The sequence below is a fragment of the Malaciobacter pacificus genome (assembly GCF_004214795.1).
GTDB lineage: Bacteria > Campylobacterota > Campylobacteria > Campylobacterales > Arcobacteraceae > Malaciobacter_A > Malaciobacter_A pacificus.
In genome coordinates this window covers 1,226,105-1,249,578 of sequence record NZ_CP035928.1, presented here as the reverse complement: position 1 = coordinate 1,249,578, position 23,474 = coordinate 1,226,105, and the positions used below count along the sequence as shown (strand labels likewise).

Here is a 23,474-nt window from a genome sequence, read left to right as displayed (position 1 = left end):
ATTTCTCAAAAAAGAGAAATTTATAAATCAATTACCATGGCAACTTCATCACAAATTGGGAAGTGTTTACATCTAATACAATCTGCCCAAATTTTTTGCTCAGGAATATCCTCTTTTGAGATTTCTCTAAAGCCACAACTTTCAAAAAAACCTTTTTCATAAGTTAAGGATAAAACTTGCTCTATTCCATAAGATTTTGCTTCTTCAATACAAGCTTCAACAAGTTTTTTCCCAAGTTTTAGACCTCTAAAATCTTTACCAACAACCAAACTTCTCACTTCCGCAAGTCTTGGAGAGTGTATATGAGTTGCAGTAAATCCCGCCATTTTCCCATCAACTGAAACAACTGTATAAGATCTAATTGTTGTTGCCATTTCATCAGCAGTTCTTAATAAAATATTTCCTTTCTCTACTTCACCCTTAACAAGCTCTTGCATAGAAGGAATATCAGCTACTGTTGGCTTATAAAATTTCATTTCCAAATAAATATCCTGTAATTCTATTTTGTAAATCTATCATACCACGTTTTTTAAGATTTGAGATGAAAATTCCATCTGGGTATGCTCTTTTTAATTTTTGTAAATCATTCTGTTTTAATTTATCAATTTTTGTAAAAGCGTGAATAATAATCTGGTCACCTCTTTTAATGTTTCCTAAAAACTCATCAACATTTTTATCAATTGCAAGATCTGGGTGTCTTGCATCAATTAAATGAACAAATATCTGCAAATTAGGTCTTTGTTCTAAATAACCTGTTAAATTTTTGTTCCAAGCAGCTTTTAAAGTTTTTGCAACTTTTGCATAACCAAACCCTGGTAAATCGACAAACCTAGCATATAGATATGGTAGTTCTTCATTCTCAGTTTTAAACTTAATCTCAAAATAATTAATCAATTGAGTTTTACCTGGAGTAGAAGATGATTTAGCTAAACCTTTTCTATTTGTTAAAGTATTTAATAATGAAGACTTTCCAACATTAGACCTACCTAGAAAAGCAACTTCTGCTCTATCGGGACTTGGAGAATCAGCTACACTTTGGGCCGATTGTAAAAACTGTGCATCAACTATTTTCATTAGTTTCCCTCACCTCTTTTTACATCAATAATAAATCTAACTGGTTTATTATCACTTCCACTCACTTTTGCTTCACCACTTAGCTGATTTACATAGATTTTCTCACCATAGATTTTTCTATTATCATTTTTTTCTTGTAAAAAACCATTTCCTATGATTGTGTATTCTTCTTTTAAAGGTGAATAAACTACTTTATTTCCTTTTCCTATATACTTTTTTGTTTTTGTATTAAATTCAAAATTTACATTACCTGTTGCTTCATATTTAGTGGGATTTTTACCATTTGTATTAAAAAAGATACTTACTTTTTCTGCATTTAATTTATCTTTTCCCATTTGTATTTTTACATTACCACTAAATGTTGAAACACCTTCTTTATCACTTGCTTCAAAATTTTTTGCATCAATAATAAGTTGTTCACTAGCTCCAAATAGCAGTGTAGAACTTAATAATAAACTAGCTAAATATTTCATTTAAATCCCTTTATTTCTTTTTCATATCTATTTCAAAATGAGTCTGTTTTGCACTAAAAGTCTTATTGTTTAGATCTAAATATAAATCTGTTCCTTTTAATTTACTATTATAATAATTACCTTCAAAACTCTTATTGTTATAAACTATATCTTTTTTTTCGTCATAAAACATTTGATTAGTTTTCAATTTTGCAAAATTATCTCTTTCATATTTTACATTATCAATCAAAGTATATAAACTATCTTTTTTTATAATTATATCTGCATTAAATTTCTCTACTTGAAATTGTTTATTCTCTAATTCATTTTTCACCAAAATATTAGCATCAAATAACTCATCTCTTGTATTATATCTAACTGCTTGAGAAGATTGAATAACCCTACTTACTCCATCTTGCGTTAGTGAATACATTAAAGGTTTTTCAAAAATAACTAAAGGTATATCTTTATCTTCATTACTTTTTTTTAAATTTTCAACAGGTAAGAAATATGCAAAAGTAGAGACACCTAAAAGTGCACTAATAAATAGTTTTATATCCATGCGTTAAGAAAATCCTCTTCTAATCCATCTTCTTTGTAAATATATTCCATCATTTCCCTAACTGCACCTTCTCCACCTTTATTTTTACAAACAACATTAACTATATCTTTAATATAGTGACTACCATTTGCAGGTGTAAAAGAAAGTCCAGCTTTTTTTAACATGTGATAATCATTTAAATCATCACCAATAGCAGCAACTTCTGACCAATCAATTCCCTCTTCTTCAAGGATTTTTTCTAAAACTTCTTGTTTATTTTTTATACCTTGATGAAGATGAGTTATTTGTAACTCTTTAGCTCTTTTTTCAACAATATCAGATTTTCTACCTGTAATAATTGCTGCTTTATTTCCAAATTTCTTTGTCCATACTGCAATTGCTAAACCATCAGCTACATCAAAAGATTTAGTCTCTTCTCCACTATTTGAGTAAGTGATTTTTCCATCAGTTAGTGTTCCATCTACATCTAAAACAATTAACTTAATCATAAAACACCTTTTGTACTTGGAATTCCAAGTTTTTCATTTTTTACTAAAGCACGTCTAAGAGCAACAGCAAATGCTTTGAAACTTGCTTCTAAAATATGGTGTTTATTTCTTCCTCTTTCATTTATGATATGAACTGTTAATCCAGCATTTCCACTTAAAGCATGGAAAAACTCTTCAGCTAGTTCTACATCAAACTCACCTACTTTTCCACTAACATTTACTTCATATACTAAAAAAGGTCTATTTGATAAATCTAAAGCACAAGTTGTTGATGCTTCATCCATAACAACAGTTGCATTTCCATATCTCTCAACAGCTTCAATAGGGAAAATCTCTTTTTTTAAAGCTTGTCCTAAAACAATTCCACAATCTTCAACTGTATGATGAGCATCAATATGTAAATCGCCATCACAAGTTAAATCAATATCTATTCCGCTATGTTTTGATAAAGCTTCTAGCATATGGTCAAAAAAACCAACACCTGTATTTATATTTGATTTTCCTGTCCCATTAATATCTAGTTTGCATCTAATATCTGTTTCTTTTGTTTTTCTATTAACTTCTACCATTAATTTTTTCCTTAATCTTTTACTATCATTGAACTATTTAAACCATTTTCTAATTTAAATACTTCTGCATCAGTTTTTGTTGAAAACCCTTTTATAAATACTTTATAAAAATATTGTCCATTCGTAAATTCTCTTTTTGCTTCAACTTTATTTGAAGGGTATAAACTTTGAAATTTATCTCTTGTTTCAATAGCACCTTGAGCTTTTGAAAAGGCTCCTACTTGAATATTATATGCTCCTACACTAGAAGGTGTTACAGTATTTTCTTCTATTGTTGTAGGGTTAATAGCTTCACCTACATCAATAACCTTTGGTTTAGTTTCAACAGGTATCTGTTTTACATGAGCTACAGTAGGCGCATTATGATTATTTATTTCACCATTATATCCTAATACAGTAACTTTTACTTTAGCTGTACCTTTTCTAACCATATCAATAGCATGGGCAGCTTTATTTGATAAGTCAATTATTCTGCCTTTTACAAAAGGTCCTCTATCATTGATTCTTACAATTACAGATTTACCATTTTCTAAGTTATCAACTCTTACAACTGTATTCATGGGTAGAGTCTTATGTGCTGCTGTTAAAGCGTACATATTATAGGTTTCACCATTTGAAGTTTTCTTTGCATGAAAATCTGGACCATACCAAGATGCAATCCCTGTAAATTCATCACCTACATTAGCCACAAAAGGATAATATTTTATACCAAAAACACTATATGGTCTTAATGTATATTTATGCATATTTCTTGAGTTTTTAATCTTTGTATTATTAGTATCTTTATAAAACTTATTGATTGTTGTATTACTTGCTAGTCTAGTTTTTTTTGAGGAACATCCAGAAAAAGCTACACCTAAAATAACAGTTGCAACTATACTTTGAAAAAATAGATTATTATTCTTAGACATAAAGTACCTTTAAATTTTTAATAAAGTTTAAATTTAAACAACTCTGTAATAGCTTATAGTAAGAATATATTTGAGTATTTGTAAATAAACTTTCTAGTATCTTAAATAGTATATATTATATCTAAGATATTCTAGAAAATTCATTAAATAATTTTATAGCATTGTTTGTAGTAAGCTTTTCTATCTCATCCCTTGGCATATTAAGTAATTCTGCCATTTTATCAGCTACAAAAACTGTATAGTATGGTTCATTTCTTTTTCCTCTATGGGGATGAGGAGTCAAATATGGAGCATCTGTTTCAATTATTAATTTATCTTTTGGGATTTTAGGTAGAACATCAACTAACTTTTTAGCATTTTTAAAAGTTAATACTCCTCCAATTCCATAATAAAATCCATGGTCAGCTAATGGAAGTAGATGCTCACTTGCATTAAAGCAGTGTAATACTCCACCAACTTCTTTTGCATTATAATCCATTAAAATTTGTCTTGAATCATTTGATGCTTCTCTTATATGTACTATTAAAGGTTTATTTACTTTTTTTGCAAACTCTATTTGAGATATAAATACCTCTTTTTGTTTTGCTATATTTTGTCTTTTTTCTTCTTCATCTTCAGGGAGTCTAAAGTAGTCTAAACCACATTCACCAATAGCAATACATTTAGGGTGAGTTACATATTTTTCCATTATTGATTCATCATAAGAATCACAATCATAAGGGTGTATTCCTACACTAAAAAATACTTCATCATATTTTTCAGCTAATTTAACAGCTTGAGGTAAATCTTCAAAATCAGCACCAGGAATTAAAAAACCTTTAACTCCATGTTCAAGTGCATTTTTTATAACTTCATCAATATCTTCATAAAATTTTTCATTGTCTAAATGACAGTGTGTATCTAAAATAATAACTTATCCCTTATGATAAAAATCTTTTATTTACTAGATTTACTATATTATTAATTTGAGAAATTTCACTTGCTAAAATCCATGCATCAATTCCAAAATTCTTGAAAGCATCATAATCACTTTCATCTTCAATTACTGCAATTGACACATATTTATCTTTTGTAACTTCAGCTTTATTCTCTTCAAATTCAAATATCGTATTAATATCCAATATCACAACATCAGCTTTCATACTAGTTCCTGTATGAAAGTGTTCAACCTTAAACTCACTATTAAATAATGATTCATCAACCTCATTAAATGTAATTATATCCATAACCAACTCCCCTAAATTATTAATAGATATATTCTATCTAAAAAATTATTAATTTTAAAGACCTATAATATATACTTAGCTAAATCGTCGTCTTCCACAATAGTATCTAGTTTTTCTTCTACTAGTTCTTTAGTTACTATTACTTTTTGTCCCTTCATTTCATCAGCATTAAATGAAATATCTTCAATAACTTTTTCAATAACAGTATGAAGTCTTCTCGCACCAATATCTTCTGTTTTATTATTTGCAGTCACAGAATATTTTGCAAAAGCTTTAATTGATTCATCATCAAACTCTAACTCTACTTCTTCAACTTCTAATAAAGCTTTATATTGTCTAAGAAGTGAATTTTTAGTATTTGTTAAAATTTTATATAAAGCATCTTCATCTAAAGTTTCTAACTCAACTCTTAAAGGAAATCGTCCTTGTAATTCTGGCAGTAAATCACTTGGTTTAGATACATGAAATGCCCCTGCTGCTATAAATAAAATATGGTCAGTTTTTACATGACCAAATTTTGTCTGAACAGAACTTCCTTCAACTATTGGAAGTAAGTCTCTTTGAACTCCCTCTTTTGATGGGTCTTGATTTTGATTTGATTTACCTGATGCAATTTTATCAATTTCATCTAAAAAAATAATTCCACCTGATTCTGCTCTTTTAATCGCTTCAATTTTAATTGCTTCTTGGTCAAGTAAAGATTCACTTGCACTTGATTTTAATAAAACCTTAGCATCTTTAATTTTCACTTCTTTTTTTATTTTCTCTTTATTAAGTCCACCAAGCATTTTATTTAAACTCTCTTGCATAGAACTCATATCTAAAGGCATATTAGAATCTAAAATCTCTACATGAGTCTTTTTAGGGATTTCTATCTCAATAGTTTTATCATCTAAATCACCCTTTAGAAGTTTCTCTTCCATCACATTATATGTTTTAATAAATGATTCTTTTGCACTATCACTTGCACTATCAGGAAGTGGTGGTACTAATTTTTCAATGATTTTTTTATTTACTTCTTCTTCAATTTTATCTTTGATTTTTTCTTCATACTCTTTTGTTACAAGATTAATTGATTCATAAACTAAGTCTCGAACCATTGATTCGACATCTCGACCTACAAAACCAACTTCAGTATATTTACTAGCTTCAACTTTTACAAAAGGTAATCCCATCATTTTTGCTAATCTTCTAGCAATCTCAGTTTTACCAACACCAGTACTTCCTATCATCAAAATATTTTTTGGCATAATTTCTTCTTGAAGTGTAGGTTCTACTTTCATTCTTCTAAATCTATTTCTTAAAGCTAAGGCAATAGTTTTTTTAGCATTTTTTTGACCAATAATATAATCATCTAAATATTCAACTATCTGCTTTGGTGTTAAATCCATCTTTTATTAATCCTCTAGTTTTAAAATCTTAATATTTTGGTTAGTATAAATACAAAGTTCACCTGCAATCATAAGTGATTCTTTAACTAACTCTTCTTCATCCATATTTGCATGTTTTGCTAAAGCACGCGCGGCACTAATTGCAAAGTTTCCACCACTTCCAATAGAAGCAATTGCCCCATCTTCTGGTTCAACTACATCACCATTTCCTGAAAGTATAAAAATATTATCTTTATTTAATACAATCATCATAGCTTCAAGTCTTCTTAGCACTTTATCTTTTCTCCACTCTTTAGAAAATGCAATCACAGCTTTTAATAAATCACCTTTAGTATTTTCTAAATGTGTTTCAAACATATCAAATAAATTAAATGCATCAGCAGTGCTTCCTGCAAATCCTGCTAAAATTTTTCCATTATATAAAGTTCTAATTTTTGTAGCATTACCTTTTAAAATAGCATTACCAAAAGTAACTTGACCGTCACCTCCAATTACTGCTTTATTAGGTCCTTTGTATGCAAGTATCGTAGTAGCATCAAACATCTATTCAACTCCAATTACATCTACTTTTAAATCTGCATGTATACCATGACCTAATTTACAATCTACTTCAAAAATACCTGCTGATTTTATTTTATTTTTTAGTGAAATATTTTTCTTGTCAATATCTATTCCAAACTCTTCATTTAATGATTCACTAATCTCTTTATTTGTAACTGATCCAATTAAGTGGCCATTTGCACCAATTTTATGTTTAATAGTAAGTTTTGTAGTATTTAATTTTTCTGCAAGTTCTTTAGCTGCTGCTATTTCTTCAGCTTCTATTTTTTTAAGTTCAGCTTGTTTTGCTTCATACTCAGCAATAACTTCATCAGTTGCATGTAATGCAAAACCTTTACCAACTAAAAAGTTTTTTCCATATCCATCTTTTACTTCTTTAATCTCTCCAGCTTTACCTAAACTTTTAACATCTTTAATTAATAATACTTTCACAATATCTCCAATTCAATTTTATTGGTGATATTCTACAATAGCCTGTATTAATTAGAAATTATAAAATAGCAATTAATAATATTGTTAAAATAATTTGAAATTTAAAAATATATCCTGCTAAAACAAATGCATCCCATCCACTTTGTTTAATAGCATTAAAACTAATTTTTAAACCAATGGCACTCATTGCGATGATAAGAGTTAATTCACTTATATTTGAAATTAAATCAATAGTCTCTTTTGGTAAAATTCCACTTGTTGCTAAAATTGAAGTAATTATGAATCCAACAATAAAAAAAGGTACGCTAATTTTCTCTTTTAAACTTGTTTGTGTTGTACTATTTTTTGAAACCTGAAATATAAGCCAAATGATAATTGGTGTTAAAAGTAGTATTCTTCCCATTTTAGTAATTGTTGCACTTTGACCTACTGTTTCATTTACACTAAACCCAGCTGCAATTGCATGACCAACTGATTGAAGGGTATTTCCTAGTAAAATTCCCATATCAACATCATTTAAACCAAGAAGCAATCCTATGATTGGTAAAATAAATAATCCTACTGTTCCTAATAAATTAACAATTGCAACAGCTAAAGCAGCTTTTTGTTTATCAAGTTTTACTATATCTTTTGTTGCAGCAATAGCAGCACTTCCACAAACACCATTACCAATAGATAAAATTTGAGCAAATGTTTTATCAAAATTTCTTTGATTTGCTATATAAGTTCCAAAGAATATAGTTGCAATTAAAGAGAGAATAATAATTATGATTGTATTAAAACCTAGTTGCATTAAAATATTAAAATCTAAATTAATTCCTAATAGAGAAATTGCTATTGCTAAAAGTGTTTTCTCACTAAAAGTTATACCGCTATTAAATTTTGAACTTAATGGCATTGTATTACCAATTAAAGCGCCTAAAATAACTGCTATTGCCACTGAGCCTATTATTATGTAATTTGAAAGGAATATTGCACCTAGGGCAATAACAACACATAAAAAAATTCCGTATAATTTATCCATGGCGGAATTATATAAAATTTTTTTATAATTTAAACTTTTAGTAAGATAAGTTTATATTAATTAGTAAGTATAAGAAACTCTTAATATTGAAGTTTATTAACTTGCAATATTAAGAGTATTAGGCAAATTTTCTCGAATCTTTCTCTTCTTAACATAGTTATTCAATCCTATATGATTGTTATAACCAAGAAGTTTTGCAATTTTTCTAACAGATAATCCAAGTTGTAATAACTCTTCAATCTTATCTCTTTGTTCATCAAATTTTGACTTTTGAATTGTACCTTTAGGTTTTCCTAATGCAATTCCATTTTGTTTTTTAACACTTAATGCTTCTTTTGTTCTTAGACTCATTAAATCTTTTTCTAAATTCATAGTCATAGATATAACACCAAGAATCATTTGAGTAAGCATATCTTTATCATCAACTAAATCAAGATTTTGATTTACTACTAAAATTCTCACTTTGTTAGATAGTAAAAATTTAACAATCTCTAAAATTGTTTCAATACTTCTTCCAAATACATTTAAATCCGAAACCAAAAGAGTAGAGTTTTTTTCACAGTTTTTTAATAATTCTAAAATATTTTTTTCTTCACTTGAACTTGAAATTTCAATTTCAAACTCTTTGTAAATAGAAATATTATGTTGATCAATATATTTACTTATTGACGCCTTTTGCTTTTGTGTATACGATTCATTATTTTTATTAACTCTTACATAAGAAAAAATATTACTCATAGCAAATTCCTTTTACATAATATTATATATAAAATATTTTTACAAACATAATGTTATATTTAATATATTTTATATTTATACATAATGTTAACATTTATAATATTAATAAAAGCTTAAATTACAATAAAAAATATGGGTAAAAAATGTGATTGAATTCAAAGTTTTTTTTCGCTATTATCTTGATTATCTTAATAAAACATAAAGGCTTAAGATTGAAACTAACTGTAGCTATTTCAGGTGCTAGTGGAACAAATCTAGCTATTCGATTTGTAAAACAACTACCTAAAGATATTGAAGTTTTTTTAGTATTTTCAAACAGTGCAAAAAGAGCTTTAAAACTTGAAACAAAAATTTCAGCAAGAAAACTATTTGATGGATATAAAAATATTACAATTTTAAAAGATAGTGATATTGGGGCTTGTATAGCATCTGGTTCATTTCATATAGATAAAATGATTATACTACCTTGTTCTATGAATACTCTTGCAAAATGTGCCGTAGGAATTTCTGATTCTTTAATAACAAGAGCATTTACAGTTATGTTAAAAGAAAAAAGGGAGATAATAGTTTCCCCAAGAGAAATGCCTCTTAATCAAATTGCTTTAGAAAATATGCTAAAACTATGTAAACTTGGGGTTACTATAGCTCCTCCTGTTTTAGGATATTATTCAAATCAACAATCACTTGAAGATATGGAAAATTTTATGATTGGTAAATGGTTAGATATGTTAAAAATAAACAATAATTTATACAAAAGATGGGAGTAAGATGTCAAATTTAGAAAATACTGAATGTGTTAAATCACACAAAAAAGCCATTTACAGTGGCACGTTTGACCCTATTACCAATGGTCATTTAGATATTATTAGAAGAGCAGCTAATATATTTGATGAAGTTATTATAGCTGTTGCAAAAAGTGAACTTAAAAAACCTATGTTTTCACATTATGAAAGAGAAGAGTTTGTAATTGCTGCAACTAAAGATATTCCAGGAGTAAAAGTTGTTGGCTTTGACACTTTACTTGTAGATTTGGCAACACAACTTGGAGTAAATACTATCATTAGAGGACTTAGAGCTGTTTCTGATTTTGAATTTGAACTACAAATGGGTTATGCAAACTCATCAATAAACAATAAAATAGAGACTTTGTATCTTATGCCAACACTTGAAAATGCTTTCGTTTCTTCAACAATAGTTAGAGAAATTATTAGATTTGATGGTAAATTTGAACATTTAGTTCCTAAAGAAGTTGTGAAATGTATGTCGTTATAGAAGGTATTGATACAGCTGGTAAATCAACACAACTTGATTTATTACAAAAAAAATTCAAAGATGCAATTTTTACAAAAGAGCCAGGTGGAACACAACTTGGAGTTAAACTCAGAGCTATGGCTTTAGGTGGTGAAGCAAAATCAAAAATTGCAGAAATGTTTCTTTTTTTAGCGGATAGAGCTGAACATATTGAAGAAGTAATAAAGCCCAATATTAATAATACAATCATATCTGATAGGTCTGTAATATCGGGGATTGCCTATGCTTCACAACTTGATATTGATAAATTAGTTGATTTAAATTTAATTGCAACAGAGAATATACTCCCAAGTCATGTAATTTTATTAGAATTAACACCTGAAGAACTAAAATTTAGACTTTCTCAAAAAGAGAATGATTCTATAGAATTAAGAGGAATTGATTATCTAATTAATATTCAAAATAGAATGAAAATAACACTTGAAAAACTAAATATAAACTATATTGCAATTGATGCAAGTTTAAAAATAGAAGAAATTGAAAAAAAGATAGAGGATTTTTTAAATGTCTAAAGAAAAAACAATACAAAGCTTAAGAGGAATGAAAGATATTGTAAATGAAGAGAGCACTTTATTTACTTATTTTGTTGAAAATGCTTCAAGAATAGCTAAAAACTATGGTTTTAGTTACCTTGAAACTCCACTATTAGAAGAAACTGCTTTATTTAAAAGATCAGTTGGAGAAAGTAGTGATATTGTTAATAAAGAGATGTATCAGTTTATTGACAAGGGTGAAAATGACGTATGCTTAAGACCTGAAGGAACAGCTGGAGTTGTAAGACACTTTGTACAACATAAGTTAGACCGAGCTGGAGGAAACTACAGATGGTATTATTATGGACCTATGTTTAGATATGAAAGACCTCAAAAAGGAAGACTAAGAGAGTTTCATCAATTTGGTTGTGAAGTATTTGGAGTTGATTCTGTTTTAGAAGATGCAAATATCATTATGATGATAAAAGACATTTTAGATTTCTTTGAGATTGGCTTTAAATTACAACTAAATTCTTTAGGATGTAATGTATGTATGCCACCGTACAAAGATAATCTAGTTAACTATTTAACAGATATTAAAGATGAACTATGTGAAGACTGTAATAGAAGGATTTCTACAAACCCAATTAGAGTACTTGACTGTAAAAATGAAAACTGCCAAAAGCTTTTAACAGATGCTCCAAGAATCACTCATAATTTATGTGAATCTTGCGATAGTGACTTTGAAAAGTTAAAAGAAATTTTAGACTTTAATGGTGTAGAGTATGAAGTTGATACAAGCTTAGTTAGAGGATTAGATTATTACTCTAAAACTGCTTTTGAATTTGTTAGTAATGAAATTGGAGCACAAAGTGCAATTGCTGGTGGAGGAAGATACGATAGATTAGTTGAATTCCTAGGTGGAAGACCAACTGCTGGTATAGGTTTTGCAATTGGTATTGAAAGATTACTTGAATTAGTAAAAATGAAAGAAACAAAAGAAGATATAATTTATATTGGTGCTTTAGATGAACCTTCTTTAAATACAGTATTAAAAATGGCAAATAAGAAAAGAAAAACAACTAAGACATTTGTTGAGTATGCACCAAGAGGTTTTGGTAAACACTTTAAACTTGCAGAAAAAGTAGAAGCAAATATTGTTGCTTTAATTGGTGAAAAAGAGTTAAATGAAGGTACTATTTTTGTAAAAAATATTACAACACAAGAAGAACAAAATTTAAAACTTGAGGATTTTTAGTGAATAATTACGGTATTGATAACTGGAGTGATAATAATTTTATTATTGAAAATGGCTTAGCAAAAGTAAATCATAAATCTAAACCATCACTTATTTCTATTGTTAAAGAAATCAGAGAGCAGGACTTTAAAGGTCCTTTACTTCTTAGGTTTCCACATATTACGCAAAAACAAATTGATACTTTATACAAAACATTTAATACTAGTATCAAAACTTATGATTATAAAGGTAGTTTTAATGCTGTTTTCCCTTTAAAAGTAAATCAATTACCCAACTTTATACATCCCCTAATTGCAAGTGGTAAAAAATATGGATATGGACTAGAAGCAGGTAGTAAAGCAGAACTTATAATTGCTATGACATATAATGCTATTGGCTCACCTATTACAATAAATGGATTTAAAGATAAAGAGATGATACACCTTTGTTTCATTGCAAAAAGTATGGGACATAACATTACAGTAATCATAGAAGGTTTAAATGAACTGGAAATGATTATAGAGGTATTAAAAGAAACTAAAATGTCTTCTCCTAATATAGGGTTAAGAGTTAGACTACATAGTGGTGGAAGTGGCTTATGGGCGAAAAGTGGAGGTATTAATTCAAAATTTGGATTAACATCAACTGAAATACTTGAAGCCTATGAATTAATGGAAGACAATAATATGGTTAATCATTTAACAATGATTCATTTTCATATAGGTTCTGCTATGAATTCAATAAAGCCTTTAAAGAAAGCTTTAAGAGAGTCTGGACATATTTATGCCGAACTTAAAAATCTTGGAGCTACTGGATTAACATCAATTAATATTGGTGGAGGATTGGCTGTTGAATATAGTGCTTATGAAAAAACTAGATTTTACTCATTAAATGAGTTTGCAAATGATGTAGTATTTACATTAAAAGAGATTGCAAAACAAAAAGGTGTAGAAGAGCCTAATATTTTCACTGAATCAGGAAGATTTATTAGTGCTTCCTCAACTGTATTAATAACACCTGTTTTAGAACTATTTTCTTCAGAATATGAATTAGATCATTTAAAATTAAAAGAGACAAATCCACCATTAATTCAAGAATTACATGATTTACACAGAGATATGACAAAAAGAACTGCTTATGAGTATATGCATGATAGTATGGATCATATGGAGTCTCTTTTAACTCTATTTGATTTAGGTTATATTGATTTACAAGATAGATCAAATGCAGAAATTTTAACACATCAAATTATTAAAAAAGCAATCACACTTTTAGAGATTGAAGACTCAGAAGAGTTAAAAAGAATTGATGAAAATATTCAAGAAAAATATCTATTAAACTTTTCTATGTTTCAATCTCTTCCAGATTATTGGGGAATAGATCAAGAATTCCCAATAATGCCTATTACACATCTAAATAAAAAACCTACAAGAAGTGCTTCTTTATGGGATATTACATGTGATAGTGATGGAGAGCTGCCATTTGATATGAAAAAACCTTTATATCTGCATGATATTAATTTAAATAAAGAGGACTACTTCTTAGGATTCTTCAATGTTGGAGCATATCAAGATACATTAGGAATGAAACATAATTTATTTTCTCATCCAACAGAAGTAAATGTAGTATTTAAAAATGATGAAGTTATATTAGAAAAAATCATAGAATCTCAAAAGGTGATAGATATTTTAGAAGATATTGATTATGATACTGAAGAGATGAAGTCAATTTTAAAAGCAAATTTAAAGCAAGATATATTTATAAAACTAGAAAAATATTTAAATGAAAATAGTTATTTAAAAACTATATGGAGTTATTATGACGAATAATGAAAAAGATAATAAAATAAAAGAAGAACTATCTTTATGGCAACAAATAAAAGAAGATTTTTCTGTTCCAAAATTAAATGATCCAGCACTAGATTCAAGTTTTGAACTATTTTTTAATTACCCTGGTGTTTGGGCTATTATAAATCACAGAATTTCTAATAGGTTATATAATAAAGGCTGGAAGAAACTTTCAAGAGCATTAACTGGTATTTCTTCACTATTTACAAAAACAGATATCCATCCAGCTGCAACTATTGGTAGAAGAGTTTTTATTGACCATGCAATTGGAGTTGTAATTGGTGCAACAACAATAATTGAAGATGATGTATTAATTTACCAAGGTGTAACTTTAGGTGGAGTAAGTCTTGATAAAGGGAAACGTCACCCTACTATAAAATCAAATGTTGTTATAGGAAGCGGTGCAAAAGTTTTAGGAAATATTACTATTGGTAAAAACTCTAAAATCGGTGCTAATTCTGTTGTTGTTTGTGATGTACCTAAAAATTCAACAGCAGTTGGAGTTCCAGCTAAAATTATAAAAAAAGACAACAAAAATTGTAAACTTGATCATGCTGATTTACCAGATATTAACAAAGAGATGTTTAAATATCTAATAGAGAGAATCCATGTTTTAGAGACTGCTTTAAAAGAAGAAGATGGAATTGATGTTAGTGATAAAGATAGAAAACTTGAAGAAGATTATAATAAATTTATAAATGCTATGAATTCTATTAAAAAGAAATAAATATGATTATTGAACTTTTACTATTTGGTGTATTAACAGGATTTATCTCTGGCTTTTTTGGAGTTGGGGGAGGAATGGTTCTTGTTCCAATGCTATTGCTTGCTGGGTTTTTAATGAAGCAAGCAATTGCGATTTCTATCATGCAAATGGTATTTAGTTCAATTTATGGCTCATTTTTAAATGCTAAAAAAGCAAAAAATGTATTAAAAGATGGAATTATTATTGGTATTGGAGGCTTTGTAGGTGGTCTTCAAAGTGGTTTAATTGTTTCAAATGTATCAAATGAAACTCTACAATATATTTTTATTGGGATTTTAATTTTCTCAATTGTAAAAATTTTCTTCTCCCCTGCTGAACACAATGAAGAATCTAAAAAACAAAATAAATTAGTTTTATTTATTATAGGTTTTGTAATTGGTATTTTTGCTATGAGTATAGGTGTTGGTGGTTCTATTTTATTAACACCAATATTAGTAGGATTTTTAAGATATGATTTAAAATCTGCAACTTCACTAGGACTATTTTTCGTAATATTTTCTTCAATTGCTGGATTTACATCAATGTCTTTACATGGGCATATGCTATTTTTAGAAGGTGCCATTGTAGGTATAGCTTCATTAATTGGCGTATTTTTTGGAATAAAAGCTAAACACACTATAAATTCAAACTCTTATAAAAAATATATCTTAATATTAAATATTTTAATACTTATTATAATGATATATAAAACATTTATATCATAATCCTATAAATGTTTTAATATATAAGATAATACCCCACCATTTCTATAAAACTCAACTTCTTGTAAATTTTCTAATTTCGATCTAAGAACAAGAGTTTTATTTAAACCTTTTTTTAAAATATTAAGCTCAATTTTTTCATTTGGAATTAAATTTCTTCTTTTTATAGATATTAATTCATCTCCTGTTAATTCTATATTTTCTAATCCTTCTTTATCAAACTCTAAAGGTAAAACTCCTACCCTTACTAAATTAGTTTTAAAACTATGGTCAAAAGATTTTGCAATAATTGCTTTTACTCCAAGTAAACTCAATCCTCTTGAAGCCCAATCTCGAACAACTCCTCCACCAAAATTTTCACCTGCAAATAAAACCAAAGGAATATTCATCTTTTTCATTTTCTCACAATATTCAAAAATACCAACTATCTCTTTAGTTTGAAAGTCTCTAGTTAAACTACCCTTTTTGGGAGATATTAATAGATTTTCTAAATTAGGACTTGAAAGAATCCCTCTAATCATTAAATCAATATTCCCTTTTCTATTTTCAAAGGTATCTAATTCATTACTTTTAATATTTTTTGATAGCAGATACTGTCCAGCTAAGGAATCTTCTTTAATCTTACCAATCGCAGAAATATCTTCATTTAAAATATTATCGCCCAATACAGCTAAAACCCTTGCATTTTTAATCTCTATTTTTTCAAGGTCTAGATTTTTGAAAGATAATGATGAGTGAATATAAGTAGAATCATCATCCCACTCATATTTTGCTGTTGTTGCAATATCTAATGATTGCCAATAAATATTTCCTAAAAAAAGGTTATTGTAACTTTTTAAATAAATATCACTTTGTATCTTTTTTAAATATTCATTTAACTCTTTATTACTTGGCCAAATATCTTTTAAGTAAACACCCTTTGCAATTTCATCATCAATAATATTACAATTAATAGTTCCCTTAAAACAATATGCAATAACAAGAGCTGGAGACATTAACCAGTTTGATTTTATTAAAGGATTAGAATTTTCTTTAAAATTTCTGTTCCCACTACTTACAGAACTAACATCCAAATCATAATTAACTATTTCTTCTTCAATTCCTGGCAATAGTTTCCCACTATTTCCAATACAACTTACACAACCATAACCAGAAATATTAAAACCAACATATTCAAAAAACTTTAATAAATCTAAATGCTTTAAATAGCTTGTAACACTATGAGAACCAGGTGTGAATATTTTTTTGATATTTGGATTAATTTCTAATCCAAACTCTATTGCATTTTTTATTAATAATCCAGCTTGAATAATTAAACTTGGGTTTGAAGTACTTAAACAAGAAGTAATACTTGCTAAAACTATGTCATTTGCTTTTAAAAGGTTTCCTCTTTTAAAACTCTTTAATTTACTTGGAACTTTATTTACTAAAACTTTTTCTTCACTTCTAGAAGGTCCCGCAACAACTGATTTTACTTGTGATAAATCAAATTCTAAAACTTCATCAAAGTCAAAATCTTCATATTTATTATACATATCTTGAAGTTTAAAATACTCTTTTATAAATGAAGCATCAACTCCCCTAGTCTTTTCAATATATGCTATTGTATTATCATCTACCCCAAAAAATGAAACAGCTACATTATACTCATTTGCCATATTTGATATTGCTGCCCTATCTTCTAAGGATAATTCTTTAACACCTTCACCAAAAAATTCTACAAACTCTTGATGTGTTTCTTGCTCATTTATAAATTTTGTTAAACTTAAAACCACATCATTTATAGTAATACCACTTTGTAATTTTCCCTCAATTTTTATTCCCGTAACTTTTGGTAAATAAAAAGGCGAATTTAAACCAAACATAATACTTTGAGATTCCATTTCCCCTACTTCCCAAGCTAAAATACCTAAAGCATTTACCATACTTGTGTGTAAGTCAGTTCCTACAATACACTCAGGGAAAATAAAAAACTTATCTTCTATTTCTTTTATATTTATCATTGTTGATAAATATTCTAAATTTACTTGATGGGAAATTCCAAAACCAGGTGGAACTACAGAAAGATTTTCAAATTGAGAACTTGCCCATTTTATAAATTTATATCTTTCTGAATTTCTTTTTATTTCATTTTCTAAATTTATTTCAACACTGTCAAAGGAACTAGTTTTTTCAATATTTAAAGAATGATCAACCACTAAATCAACCATAATCTGGGGATTAACCTTCTTTAAATCAACTCCAAAATTCTCTGCTTGATCTCGCATTGTTGCTAAATCAATTAGTATTGGAATTGCACTTAAATCTTGCATTATGATTCTAGTTGGTTCAAAAACTATTTTTTTATTTTTAATCTTTGATATAAATATATCAATAACCTTATTTATATTATTTTCTTCACAAGTTCTTAAATTAACTTCTAATAATATTTTTAAACAATTTGGAAGTTTCTCTAAAGCAGGATAGTCATTAAATATTCTCTTTAAATCACAGTAATAAAATGTATTATCACCAAATTTAAAATTATTAATATATCTATTCACACTAATAACCTTTTTATGTTAGTAACTTTTTAAGATATCCAAATTATCTTTAATAGATTATTATCTAATCTATCTTATAATATCAGCTTCAAAATTTTAAAGGCAGCTATTTATGAAAGATTCAATCAAAATTTTTAATGCAAAAGAAAATAATTTAAAAAATATTAATTTAGAAATACCAAAAAATAAACTTATCGTATTTACAGGACTATCAGGTTCTGGTAAATCAACCCTTGCTTTTGACACACTTTATGCAGAGGGTCAGAGAAGATATATAGAGAGTCTTAGTGCTTATGCTAGACAATTCTTAGATAAAGTAGGAAAACCTGATGTTGAAAGAATTGAAGGATTAACTCCTGCAATTGCAATTGATCAAAAAACAACATCAAAAAACCCAAGGTCAACAGTTGGAACAATTACTGAAGTATATGATTATCTAAGGTTATTATATGCAAGAGTTGGGAAACAGCACTGTCATAAATGTGGTGAACCAATTTCACAAATGAGTGCAAGTGATGTAATTGATCAAGTTTTAAAACTACCTGATAACTCAAAAGTTGTAATTTTAGCACCACTTATCAATAGAAAAAAAGGTACATTTGCTGATTTACTTGAAAGCTTAAGGGGTAAAGGTTATGTAAGAGCCATGATTGATGGCGTTATGGCAAGACTTGATGAAGAAATCGAGTTAGAAAAAAATAAAATGCACACTATCAAAGTAGTAATTGATAGAGTTGTTATAAAAGAAGATAATAAAGATAGAATTGCACAAGATGTAGAAAAAGGTTTAAAAGAGAGTTTTGGAGAACTTGAAATTGAAGTTTTAAACCATGAAGAAGTAGGAGTTGAAAAACATATTCACTATTCTGAACATATGGCATGTTTTGATTGTAAAATCTCTTTTGAACCATTAGAACCTTTATCTTTCTCATTTAATTCACCAAAGGGTGCTTGTAGTTCTTGTGATGGATTAGGTATTAGATATGCACTTGATATGAAAAAAGTAGTTAATGAAGAGTTACCATTAGAAGATGGTGCCATAAAAGTTATTTATGGTTTTAATAAAGGTTTCTATTTTAAAATGCTTATGGCTTATTGTGAAGCAGCTGGAATTGATATTAAAATTCCTTTTAGAGAGTTACCAGAACATCAAAGAAAATCAATCTTGCATGGTGGAGTTGAAGAAGCTAAATTTACTTGGAAAAGACATAAACTTACTAGAAAATGGGAAGGTATAATAAAACTTGCCTACGACATGATAAAAGATGAAAAAGATATGGCTGAATACATGACTGAAAAGAAATGTAGTGATTGTAATGGAAATAGACTAAAACCCTCTTCCCAAAGTGTTTTTGTAGCAAAAAAAACTATTTCAGATATTATAAATCAACCTATTGAAGATGCCCATGCCTTTTTCCAAGATGAAAAAAACTTTGAATACTTTAATGAACAAAATAGAATGATTTCAAAACCTATTTTAAAAGAGATTAAAGAGAGAATTTTCTTCTTACATGATGTTGGACTTGGTTATATTACACTTGGAAGAGACGCTAGAACTATTTCAGGTGGAGAGGCTCAAAGAATTAGAGTTGCAAGTCAAATTGGTTCTGGACTTACAGGAGTTATGTATGTTCTTGATGAACCTTCAATTGGATTACATGAAAGAGATACAAGTAAATTAATTAAAACATTAAAAGCATTACAAGAAAAAGGTAACACTGTAATAGTTGTTGAACATGATAAAGAGACTATTGAAGCAGCTGATTATATAGTTGATATTGGACCAAATGCTGGAAAATATGGTGGAGAAATTGTTTTTAATGGAACTTTAGCTCAAATGAATAAAGCAAAAACTTTAACTGCACAATATGTAAGTGGAAAGAAAAAAATCGATTATGTTCATAATAGACCCCAAGAAGAATTTATAGAAATCAAAAATGTAACCATCAACAACATTAAAGATTTAGATGTACAAATTCCATTAAAAAACCTTTGTGCAATTACAGGAGTTAGTGGTAGTGGTAAATCTTCACTTATTTTACAAACCCTACTTCCTGTTGCTAAAGAGCTTTTAAATCATGCTAGAAAAGTAAATAAAGTTGATGGAGTTGAAATTACTGGTTTAGAAAAGCTTGACAAAGTAATTTACCTAGACCAAAGTCCAATTGGAAGAACTCCAAGATCAAATCCTGCTACTTATACTGGTCTTATGGATGAGATTAGAACACTATTTTCTAAAACAAAAGAGGCAAGTTTGAGAGGATATAAAATAGGAAGGTTCTCATTTAATGTTAAAGGTGGAAGATGTGAGAAGTGTCAAGGTGAAGGTGAAATAAAAATTGAAATGCACTTCTTACCGGATATCATGGTTAAATGTGATGATTGTCAAGGTCAAAGATATAATGCTCAAACATTAGAAATTTTATACAAAGGAAAAAATATTTCGGAAGTATTAAATATGAGTGTTGATGAAGCTTTAGAGTTTTTTGCAAAGGTTCCAAAAATCAAAGCAAAACTTCAAACACTAAGTGATGTTGGACTTGGATATATTACTTTAGGACAAAATGCAGTCACTCTTTCAGGTGGTGAGGCTCAAAGAATCAAATTATCAAAAGAGTTAAGTAAAAAAGATACTGGAAATACACTTTATGTTTTAGATGAACCAACAACTGGTCTACACTTTGCAGATGTTGATAGACTTACAAAAGTACTTCATCATTTAGTTGAAGTTGGTAATTCAGTATTAGTAATTGAGCATAATCTTGATGTAATTAAAAATTCAGATTGGGTAATTGATATGGGACCTGAGGGTGGAAGTAAAGGAGGACTAATTGTTGATGAAGGAACTCCAGAATACTTAGCCAAAAACCATAAAAAATCAGGTTCTTACACAGGATATTATTTAGATAAAGAACTAAATCAAAAGTGACCATATGAAGATTGATTATACAATTTTTACACAAAAAACTGCTATAGATAGATTTATATTCGCAATTGAAAATGGCTACTATGTTGAAGCCCATGAATTATTAGAAGATGATTGGAATATGTATAAAAAACAAGGGGAAAAAGAAAAAGCCCTTGTTTTAAAAGGTTTAATCAATGGAGCTACGGCTTTAGCTTTATATCATATAAAAAAAAGACCTCATGGTTTTGATAAAGTATGGCCTGCTTTTATAAAATACATACCTTTATTAGATGAAGTTAACTTTGAGGAAAAAGATAAATATTATAAAGCTAAAGAAATTTTATTGAACCTTAATTCTCAAATATAAAGGTTAGTATGAATATTTTTTTTAAAATCATATGTTTTTGTTTTATATTTACAAACTTAATATATGCCAATGGAAAAGATAATATAGTAGATGATTCTTCTTATATATTATTAAGTGAGGAAGAGAATACTTTTTTAGAAAACAATAGAGTAAAAGTCATTTCATCAAAAACTTGGGCACCTATAAATATGAATAATGAGGAAGAAAAACTTGCTGGTATTGCTGTAGATTTTTGGAATTTAATCTCTAAAAGAGCTAATATTAATTCAGAAACAATTATTGCAAAAGATTGGAATGAAGTTTTAGAATCTATTAAAAATAGAACAGCAGATATAACATTAGGAACTACATACGATACGAAGAAAAAAGAGTATGCTAACTTTACCACCCCTTATATATCTTTCCCAATTGCATTTGCAACACTATTTGATAAAAGATTTATTCCCAAGGGTTCTTTTTTAGAAGGGAAAAAAGTTGCTGTGGGTGAAAACTATAGTTCTTACGTAATTATGAAAAAAAAATATCCTAAAATTAATTTTGTGCAAGTAAAAAATACAGAAGTTGCAATGAAACTATTAAGTGCAGGAAAAGTTGATGCTGTAATTGATATACTTCCTGTTATTGCGCATTTAATATCTATAAATGGTTATTATAATCTAAAAATTTCAGGAACAAGTGAAGAGAGAGTTAATATTTCTTTTATGATAAGAAGTGATTATCCTGAATTACTTAGTATTGTAAATAAACATATTGCTCAAATTACCCCTATGGATAAAGCTAATCTTATAAATCAATGGCTAACTGTAAAATTTGATAAAAGATTAGTAGACTACGAATACTTTTATCAGGCTTTGATACTTTTAATCATTCTATTAATCTTTTATATTTTTAAACAAAAAGACTTAAAAAGATACAATAGACAACTTGAAGAACTTTCAAAAACAGATGCACTTACAAAACTATATAATAGAAGAAAAATTGACGAAATTTTAAATAAATTGCAAAATAAAAAATACTCTTTAATCCTATTAGATATTGATAATTTTAAAGAAATAAATGATGTATTTGGACATCTTGAAGGAGATAAAGTACTAATAAAAATTGCTGAATTACTTAAAAATAATATTAATTCTAACGATGTGTTGGGAAGATGGGGTGGTGAAGAATTTTTATTGATTTGTAAAAACACAAAAGAACATGAAGCTTACTTGATTGCTGAAAGATTAAGAAAATTAATTGAAGAAAACGATTTTAAAATTAGAAAAGTAACAGCATCTTTTGGAGTAAGTGAAGCTAACAAAAAAACATCAATAAAAGATGTTTTAGCAAAAGCAGATATTGCGATGTATAATGCAAAGCAAAATGGAAGAAATCAAGTTATAGTATCATCAGACTTAAAATAATTTCTTCCAATATATTATGATGCAGTATCTAAACTCATCATATATGCTTTCATTTTCATCATTTGTTCAGTTGGATACTGATTTTCAGTATCTCCTCTTTGAACTTTCACATAAAAATCTTTAGATTTATCATTATAACCAAAATTAGTATTCGATAAAACTACTTCAAATGTATTATCCTGAACCTGAGATTCAATCTTTTTAGTTTCTGAAACCTCTTTTTCTTTATCAATTGCAGCTTGTTGTAGTTGTTGCAACTGTCCTTTTGAATTGATTTTTGAGCTTTCTTCACTAGGTTGAATTTTTTGAATTTCTAAAGATTTATTATCTGCGTATTGATCAATAGTTGGTATTAATCCATATTCCATAACTTACTCCTTTAAATTAAAAAATAACCTCTCTTATAAAATTATACAAAAAAAATGTGTTTTTTGTCAAAATATTACAAAAAGACTTTAAAATTAAGTATAATTTGATATTATTAGTTATT

General features: G+C 27.9%; 26 protein-coding genes. 10 read left to right on the top strand and 16 right to left on the bottom strand.

The window, feature by feature from the left end; all coding sequences use genetic code 11:
- Nucleotides 1-20: 20 nt before the first annotated feature.
- The 14 genes from APAC_RS06325 to APAC_RS06260 all read right to left on the bottom strand — a co-directional run bounded on the left by APAC_RS06325 (nt 21) and on the right by APAC_RS06260 (nt 9,428).
- On the bottom strand, nt 21-482 hold the full coding sequence (locus APAC_RS06325) for an N-acetyltransferase (protein WP_130233309.1): 462 nt from the start codon (nt 480-482) through the stop codon (nt 21-23).
- The gene (gene yihA, locus APAC_RS06320) at nt 463-1,074 is read right to left on the bottom strand and encodes a ribosome biogenesis GTP-binding protein YihA/YsxC (protein WP_130233308.1); all 612 of its coding nucleotides are present in this window, start codon (nt 1,072-1,074) and stop codon (nt 463-465) included. The genes APAC_RS06325 and yihA overlap by 20 nt, the downstream gene beginning before the upstream one ends.
- Entirely contained in the window at nt 1,074-1,547 is a 474-nt protein-coding gene (gene lptA, locus APAC_RS06315; protein WP_130233307.1) for a lipopolysaccharide transport periplasmic protein LptA, read from the bottom strand. The genes yihA and lptA overlap by 1 nt, the downstream gene beginning before the upstream one ends.
- Nucleotides 1,548-1,557: 10 nt before the next feature.
- The gene (gene lptC / locus APAC_RS06310) at nt 1,558-2,088 is read right to left on the bottom strand and encodes an LPS export ABC transporter periplasmic protein LptC (protein WP_130233306.1); all 531 of its coding nucleotides are present in this window, start codon (nt 2,086-2,088) and stop codon (nt 1,558-1,560) included.
- Complete coding sequence (locus tag APAC_RS06305) at nt 2,079-2,576, bottom strand: KdsC family phosphatase (RefSeq protein ID WP_130233305.1); 498 nt, start codon at nt 2,574-2,576, stop codon at nt 2,079-2,081. Before APAC_RS06305 ends, lptC begins: the two co-directional genes overlap by 10 nt.
- Nucleotides 2,573-3,145, bottom strand: coding sequence for an imidazoleglycerol-phosphate dehydratase HisB (gene hisB / locus APAC_RS06300; protein ID WP_130233304.1), 573 nt, complete (start codon nt 3,143-3,145; stop codon nt 2,573-2,575). Before hisB ends, APAC_RS06305 begins: the two co-directional genes overlap by 4 nt.
- 11 nt (nt 3,146-3,156) lie before the next feature.
- On the bottom strand, nt 3,157-4,056 hold the full coding sequence (locus APAC_RS06295) for a septal ring lytic transglycosylase RlpA family protein (RefSeq protein WP_130233303.1): 900 nt from the start codon (nt 4,054-4,056) through the stop codon (nt 3,157-3,159).
- Nucleotides 4,057-4,177: 121 nt separating this feature from the next.
- Nucleotides 4,178-4,966: a TatD family hydrolase gene (locus tag APAC_RS06290; protein WP_130233302.1), complete on the bottom strand. Its 789-nt coding sequence runs from the start codon at nt 4,964-4,966 to the stop codon at nt 4,178-4,180.
- A gap of 10 nt (nt 4,967-4,976) precedes the next feature.
- Nucleotides 4,977-5,282, bottom strand: coding sequence for a hypothetical protein (locus tag APAC_RS06285; RefSeq protein WP_130233301.1), 306 nt, complete (start codon nt 5,280-5,282; stop codon nt 4,977-4,979).
- Nucleotides 5,283-5,344: 62 nt separating this feature from the next.
- Nucleotides 5,345-6,673, bottom strand: coding sequence for an HslU--HslV peptidase ATPase subunit (hslU, locus tag APAC_RS06280; RefSeq protein ID WP_130233300.1), 1,329 nt, complete (start codon nt 6,671-6,673; stop codon nt 5,345-5,347).
- Between the two features lie 6 nt (nt 6,674-6,679).
- Nucleotides 6,680-7,216, bottom strand: a complete 537-nt coding sequence (gene hslV / locus APAC_RS06275) for an ATP-dependent protease subunit HslV (protein ID WP_130233299.1) — start codon at nt 7,214-7,216, stop codon at nt 6,680-6,682.
- Entirely contained in the window at nt 7,217-7,666 is a 450-nt protein-coding gene (rplI, locus tag APAC_RS06270) for a 50S ribosomal protein L9 (RefSeq protein ID WP_130233298.1), read from the bottom strand.
- A gap of 58 nt (nt 7,667-7,724) precedes the next feature.
- Nucleotides 7,725-8,690 (bottom strand): YeiH family protein, encoded by a 966-nt coding sequence (locus APAC_RS06265; RefSeq protein ID WP_130233297.1) that lies wholly within the window; start codon nt 8,688-8,690, stop codon nt 7,725-7,727.
- Between the two features lie 96 nt (nt 8,691-8,786).
- Nucleotides 8,787-9,428, bottom strand: a complete 642-nt coding sequence (locus APAC_RS06260) for a recombinase family protein (RefSeq protein WP_130233296.1) — start codon at nt 9,426-9,428, stop codon at nt 8,787-8,789.
- A 212-nt stretch (nt 9,429-9,640) separates the two neighbouring features.
- Here APAC_RS06260 and APAC_RS06255 point away from each other — a divergent pair, with 212 nt between their 5' ends.
- The 7 genes from APAC_RS06255 to APAC_RS06225 are packed head-to-tail and all read left to right on the top strand — an operon-like array spanning nt 9,641 to nt 15,766.
- Nucleotides 9,641-10,195, top strand: a complete 555-nt coding sequence (locus APAC_RS06255; protein ID WP_130233295.1) for a UbiX family flavin prenyltransferase — start codon at nt 9,641-9,643, stop codon at nt 10,193-10,195.
- A 1-nt stretch (nt 10,196) separates the two neighbouring features.
- Nucleotides 10,197-10,700, top strand: a complete 504-nt coding sequence (coaD, locus tag APAC_RS06250) for a pantetheine-phosphate adenylyltransferase (protein ID WP_130233294.1) — start codon at nt 10,197-10,199, stop codon at nt 10,698-10,700.
- On the top strand, nt 10,685-11,251 hold the full coding sequence (gene tmk, locus APAC_RS06245; protein ID WP_130233293.1) for a dTMP kinase: 567 nt from the start codon (nt 10,685-10,687) through the stop codon (nt 11,249-11,251). The genes coaD and tmk overlap by 16 nt, the downstream gene beginning before the upstream one ends.
- Entirely contained in the window at nt 11,244-12,470 is a 1,227-nt protein-coding gene (hisS, locus tag APAC_RS06240) for a histidine--tRNA ligase (protein WP_130233292.1), read from the top strand. Before tmk ends, hisS begins: the two co-directional genes overlap by 8 nt.
- Complete coding sequence (speA, locus tag APAC_RS06235) at nt 12,470-14,278, top strand: biosynthetic arginine decarboxylase (protein ID WP_130233291.1); 1,809 nt, start codon at nt 12,470-12,472, stop codon at nt 14,276-14,278. Before hisS ends, speA begins: the two co-directional genes overlap by 1 nt.
- Nucleotides 14,268-15,023, top strand: a complete 756-nt coding sequence (gene cysE / locus APAC_RS06230) for a serine O-acetyltransferase (protein ID WP_130233290.1) — start codon at nt 14,268-14,270, stop codon at nt 15,021-15,023. Before speA ends, cysE begins: the two co-directional genes overlap by 11 nt.
- 2 nt (nt 15,024-15,025) lie before the next feature.
- A complete protein-coding gene (locus tag APAC_RS06225; protein ID WP_130233289.1) occupies nt 15,026-15,766 on the top strand; it encodes a sulfite exporter TauE/SafE family protein in 741 nt (246 codons plus the stop codon).
- Nucleotides 15,767-15,768: 2 nt separating this feature from the next.
- On the opposite strand, the gene acnA is transcribed toward APAC_RS06225, so the two are convergent.
- Complete coding sequence (acnA, locus tag APAC_RS06220; protein WP_170170128.1) at nt 15,769-18,306, bottom strand: aconitate hydratase AcnA; 2,538 nt, start codon at nt 18,304-18,306, stop codon at nt 15,769-15,771.
- 112 nt (nt 18,307-18,418) lie between these two features.
- Between acnA and uvrA the strand changes: the two genes are divergently transcribed.
- Genes uvrA through APAC_RS06205 form a run of 3 tightly spaced genes read left to right on the top strand, consistent with a single transcriptional unit; the run spans nt 18,419 to nt 22,984 of the window.
- A complete protein-coding gene (gene uvrA, locus APAC_RS06215; protein ID WP_130233287.1) occupies nt 18,419-21,235 on the top strand; it encodes an excinuclease ABC subunit UvrA in 2,817 nt (938 codons plus the stop codon).
- 4 nt (nt 21,236-21,239) lie between these two features.
- Nucleotides 21,240-21,581, top strand: coding sequence for a DUF309 domain-containing protein (locus tag APAC_RS06210; RefSeq protein ID WP_130233286.1), 342 nt, complete (start codon nt 21,240-21,242; stop codon nt 21,579-21,581).
- A gap of 8 nt (nt 21,582-21,589) precedes the next feature.
- A complete protein-coding gene (locus tag APAC_RS06205; protein ID WP_130233285.1) occupies nt 21,590-22,984 on the top strand; it encodes a transporter substrate-binding domain-containing diguanylate cyclase in 1,395 nt (464 codons plus the stop codon).
- A 14-nt stretch (nt 22,985-22,998) separates the two neighbouring features.
- On the opposite strand, the gene APAC_RS06200 is transcribed toward APAC_RS06205, so the two are convergent.
- A complete protein-coding gene (locus APAC_RS06200; RefSeq protein WP_130233284.1) occupies nt 22,999-23,352 on the bottom strand; it encodes a hypothetical protein in 354 nt (117 codons plus the stop codon).
- Nucleotides 23,353-23,474 lie beyond the last annotated feature (122 nt).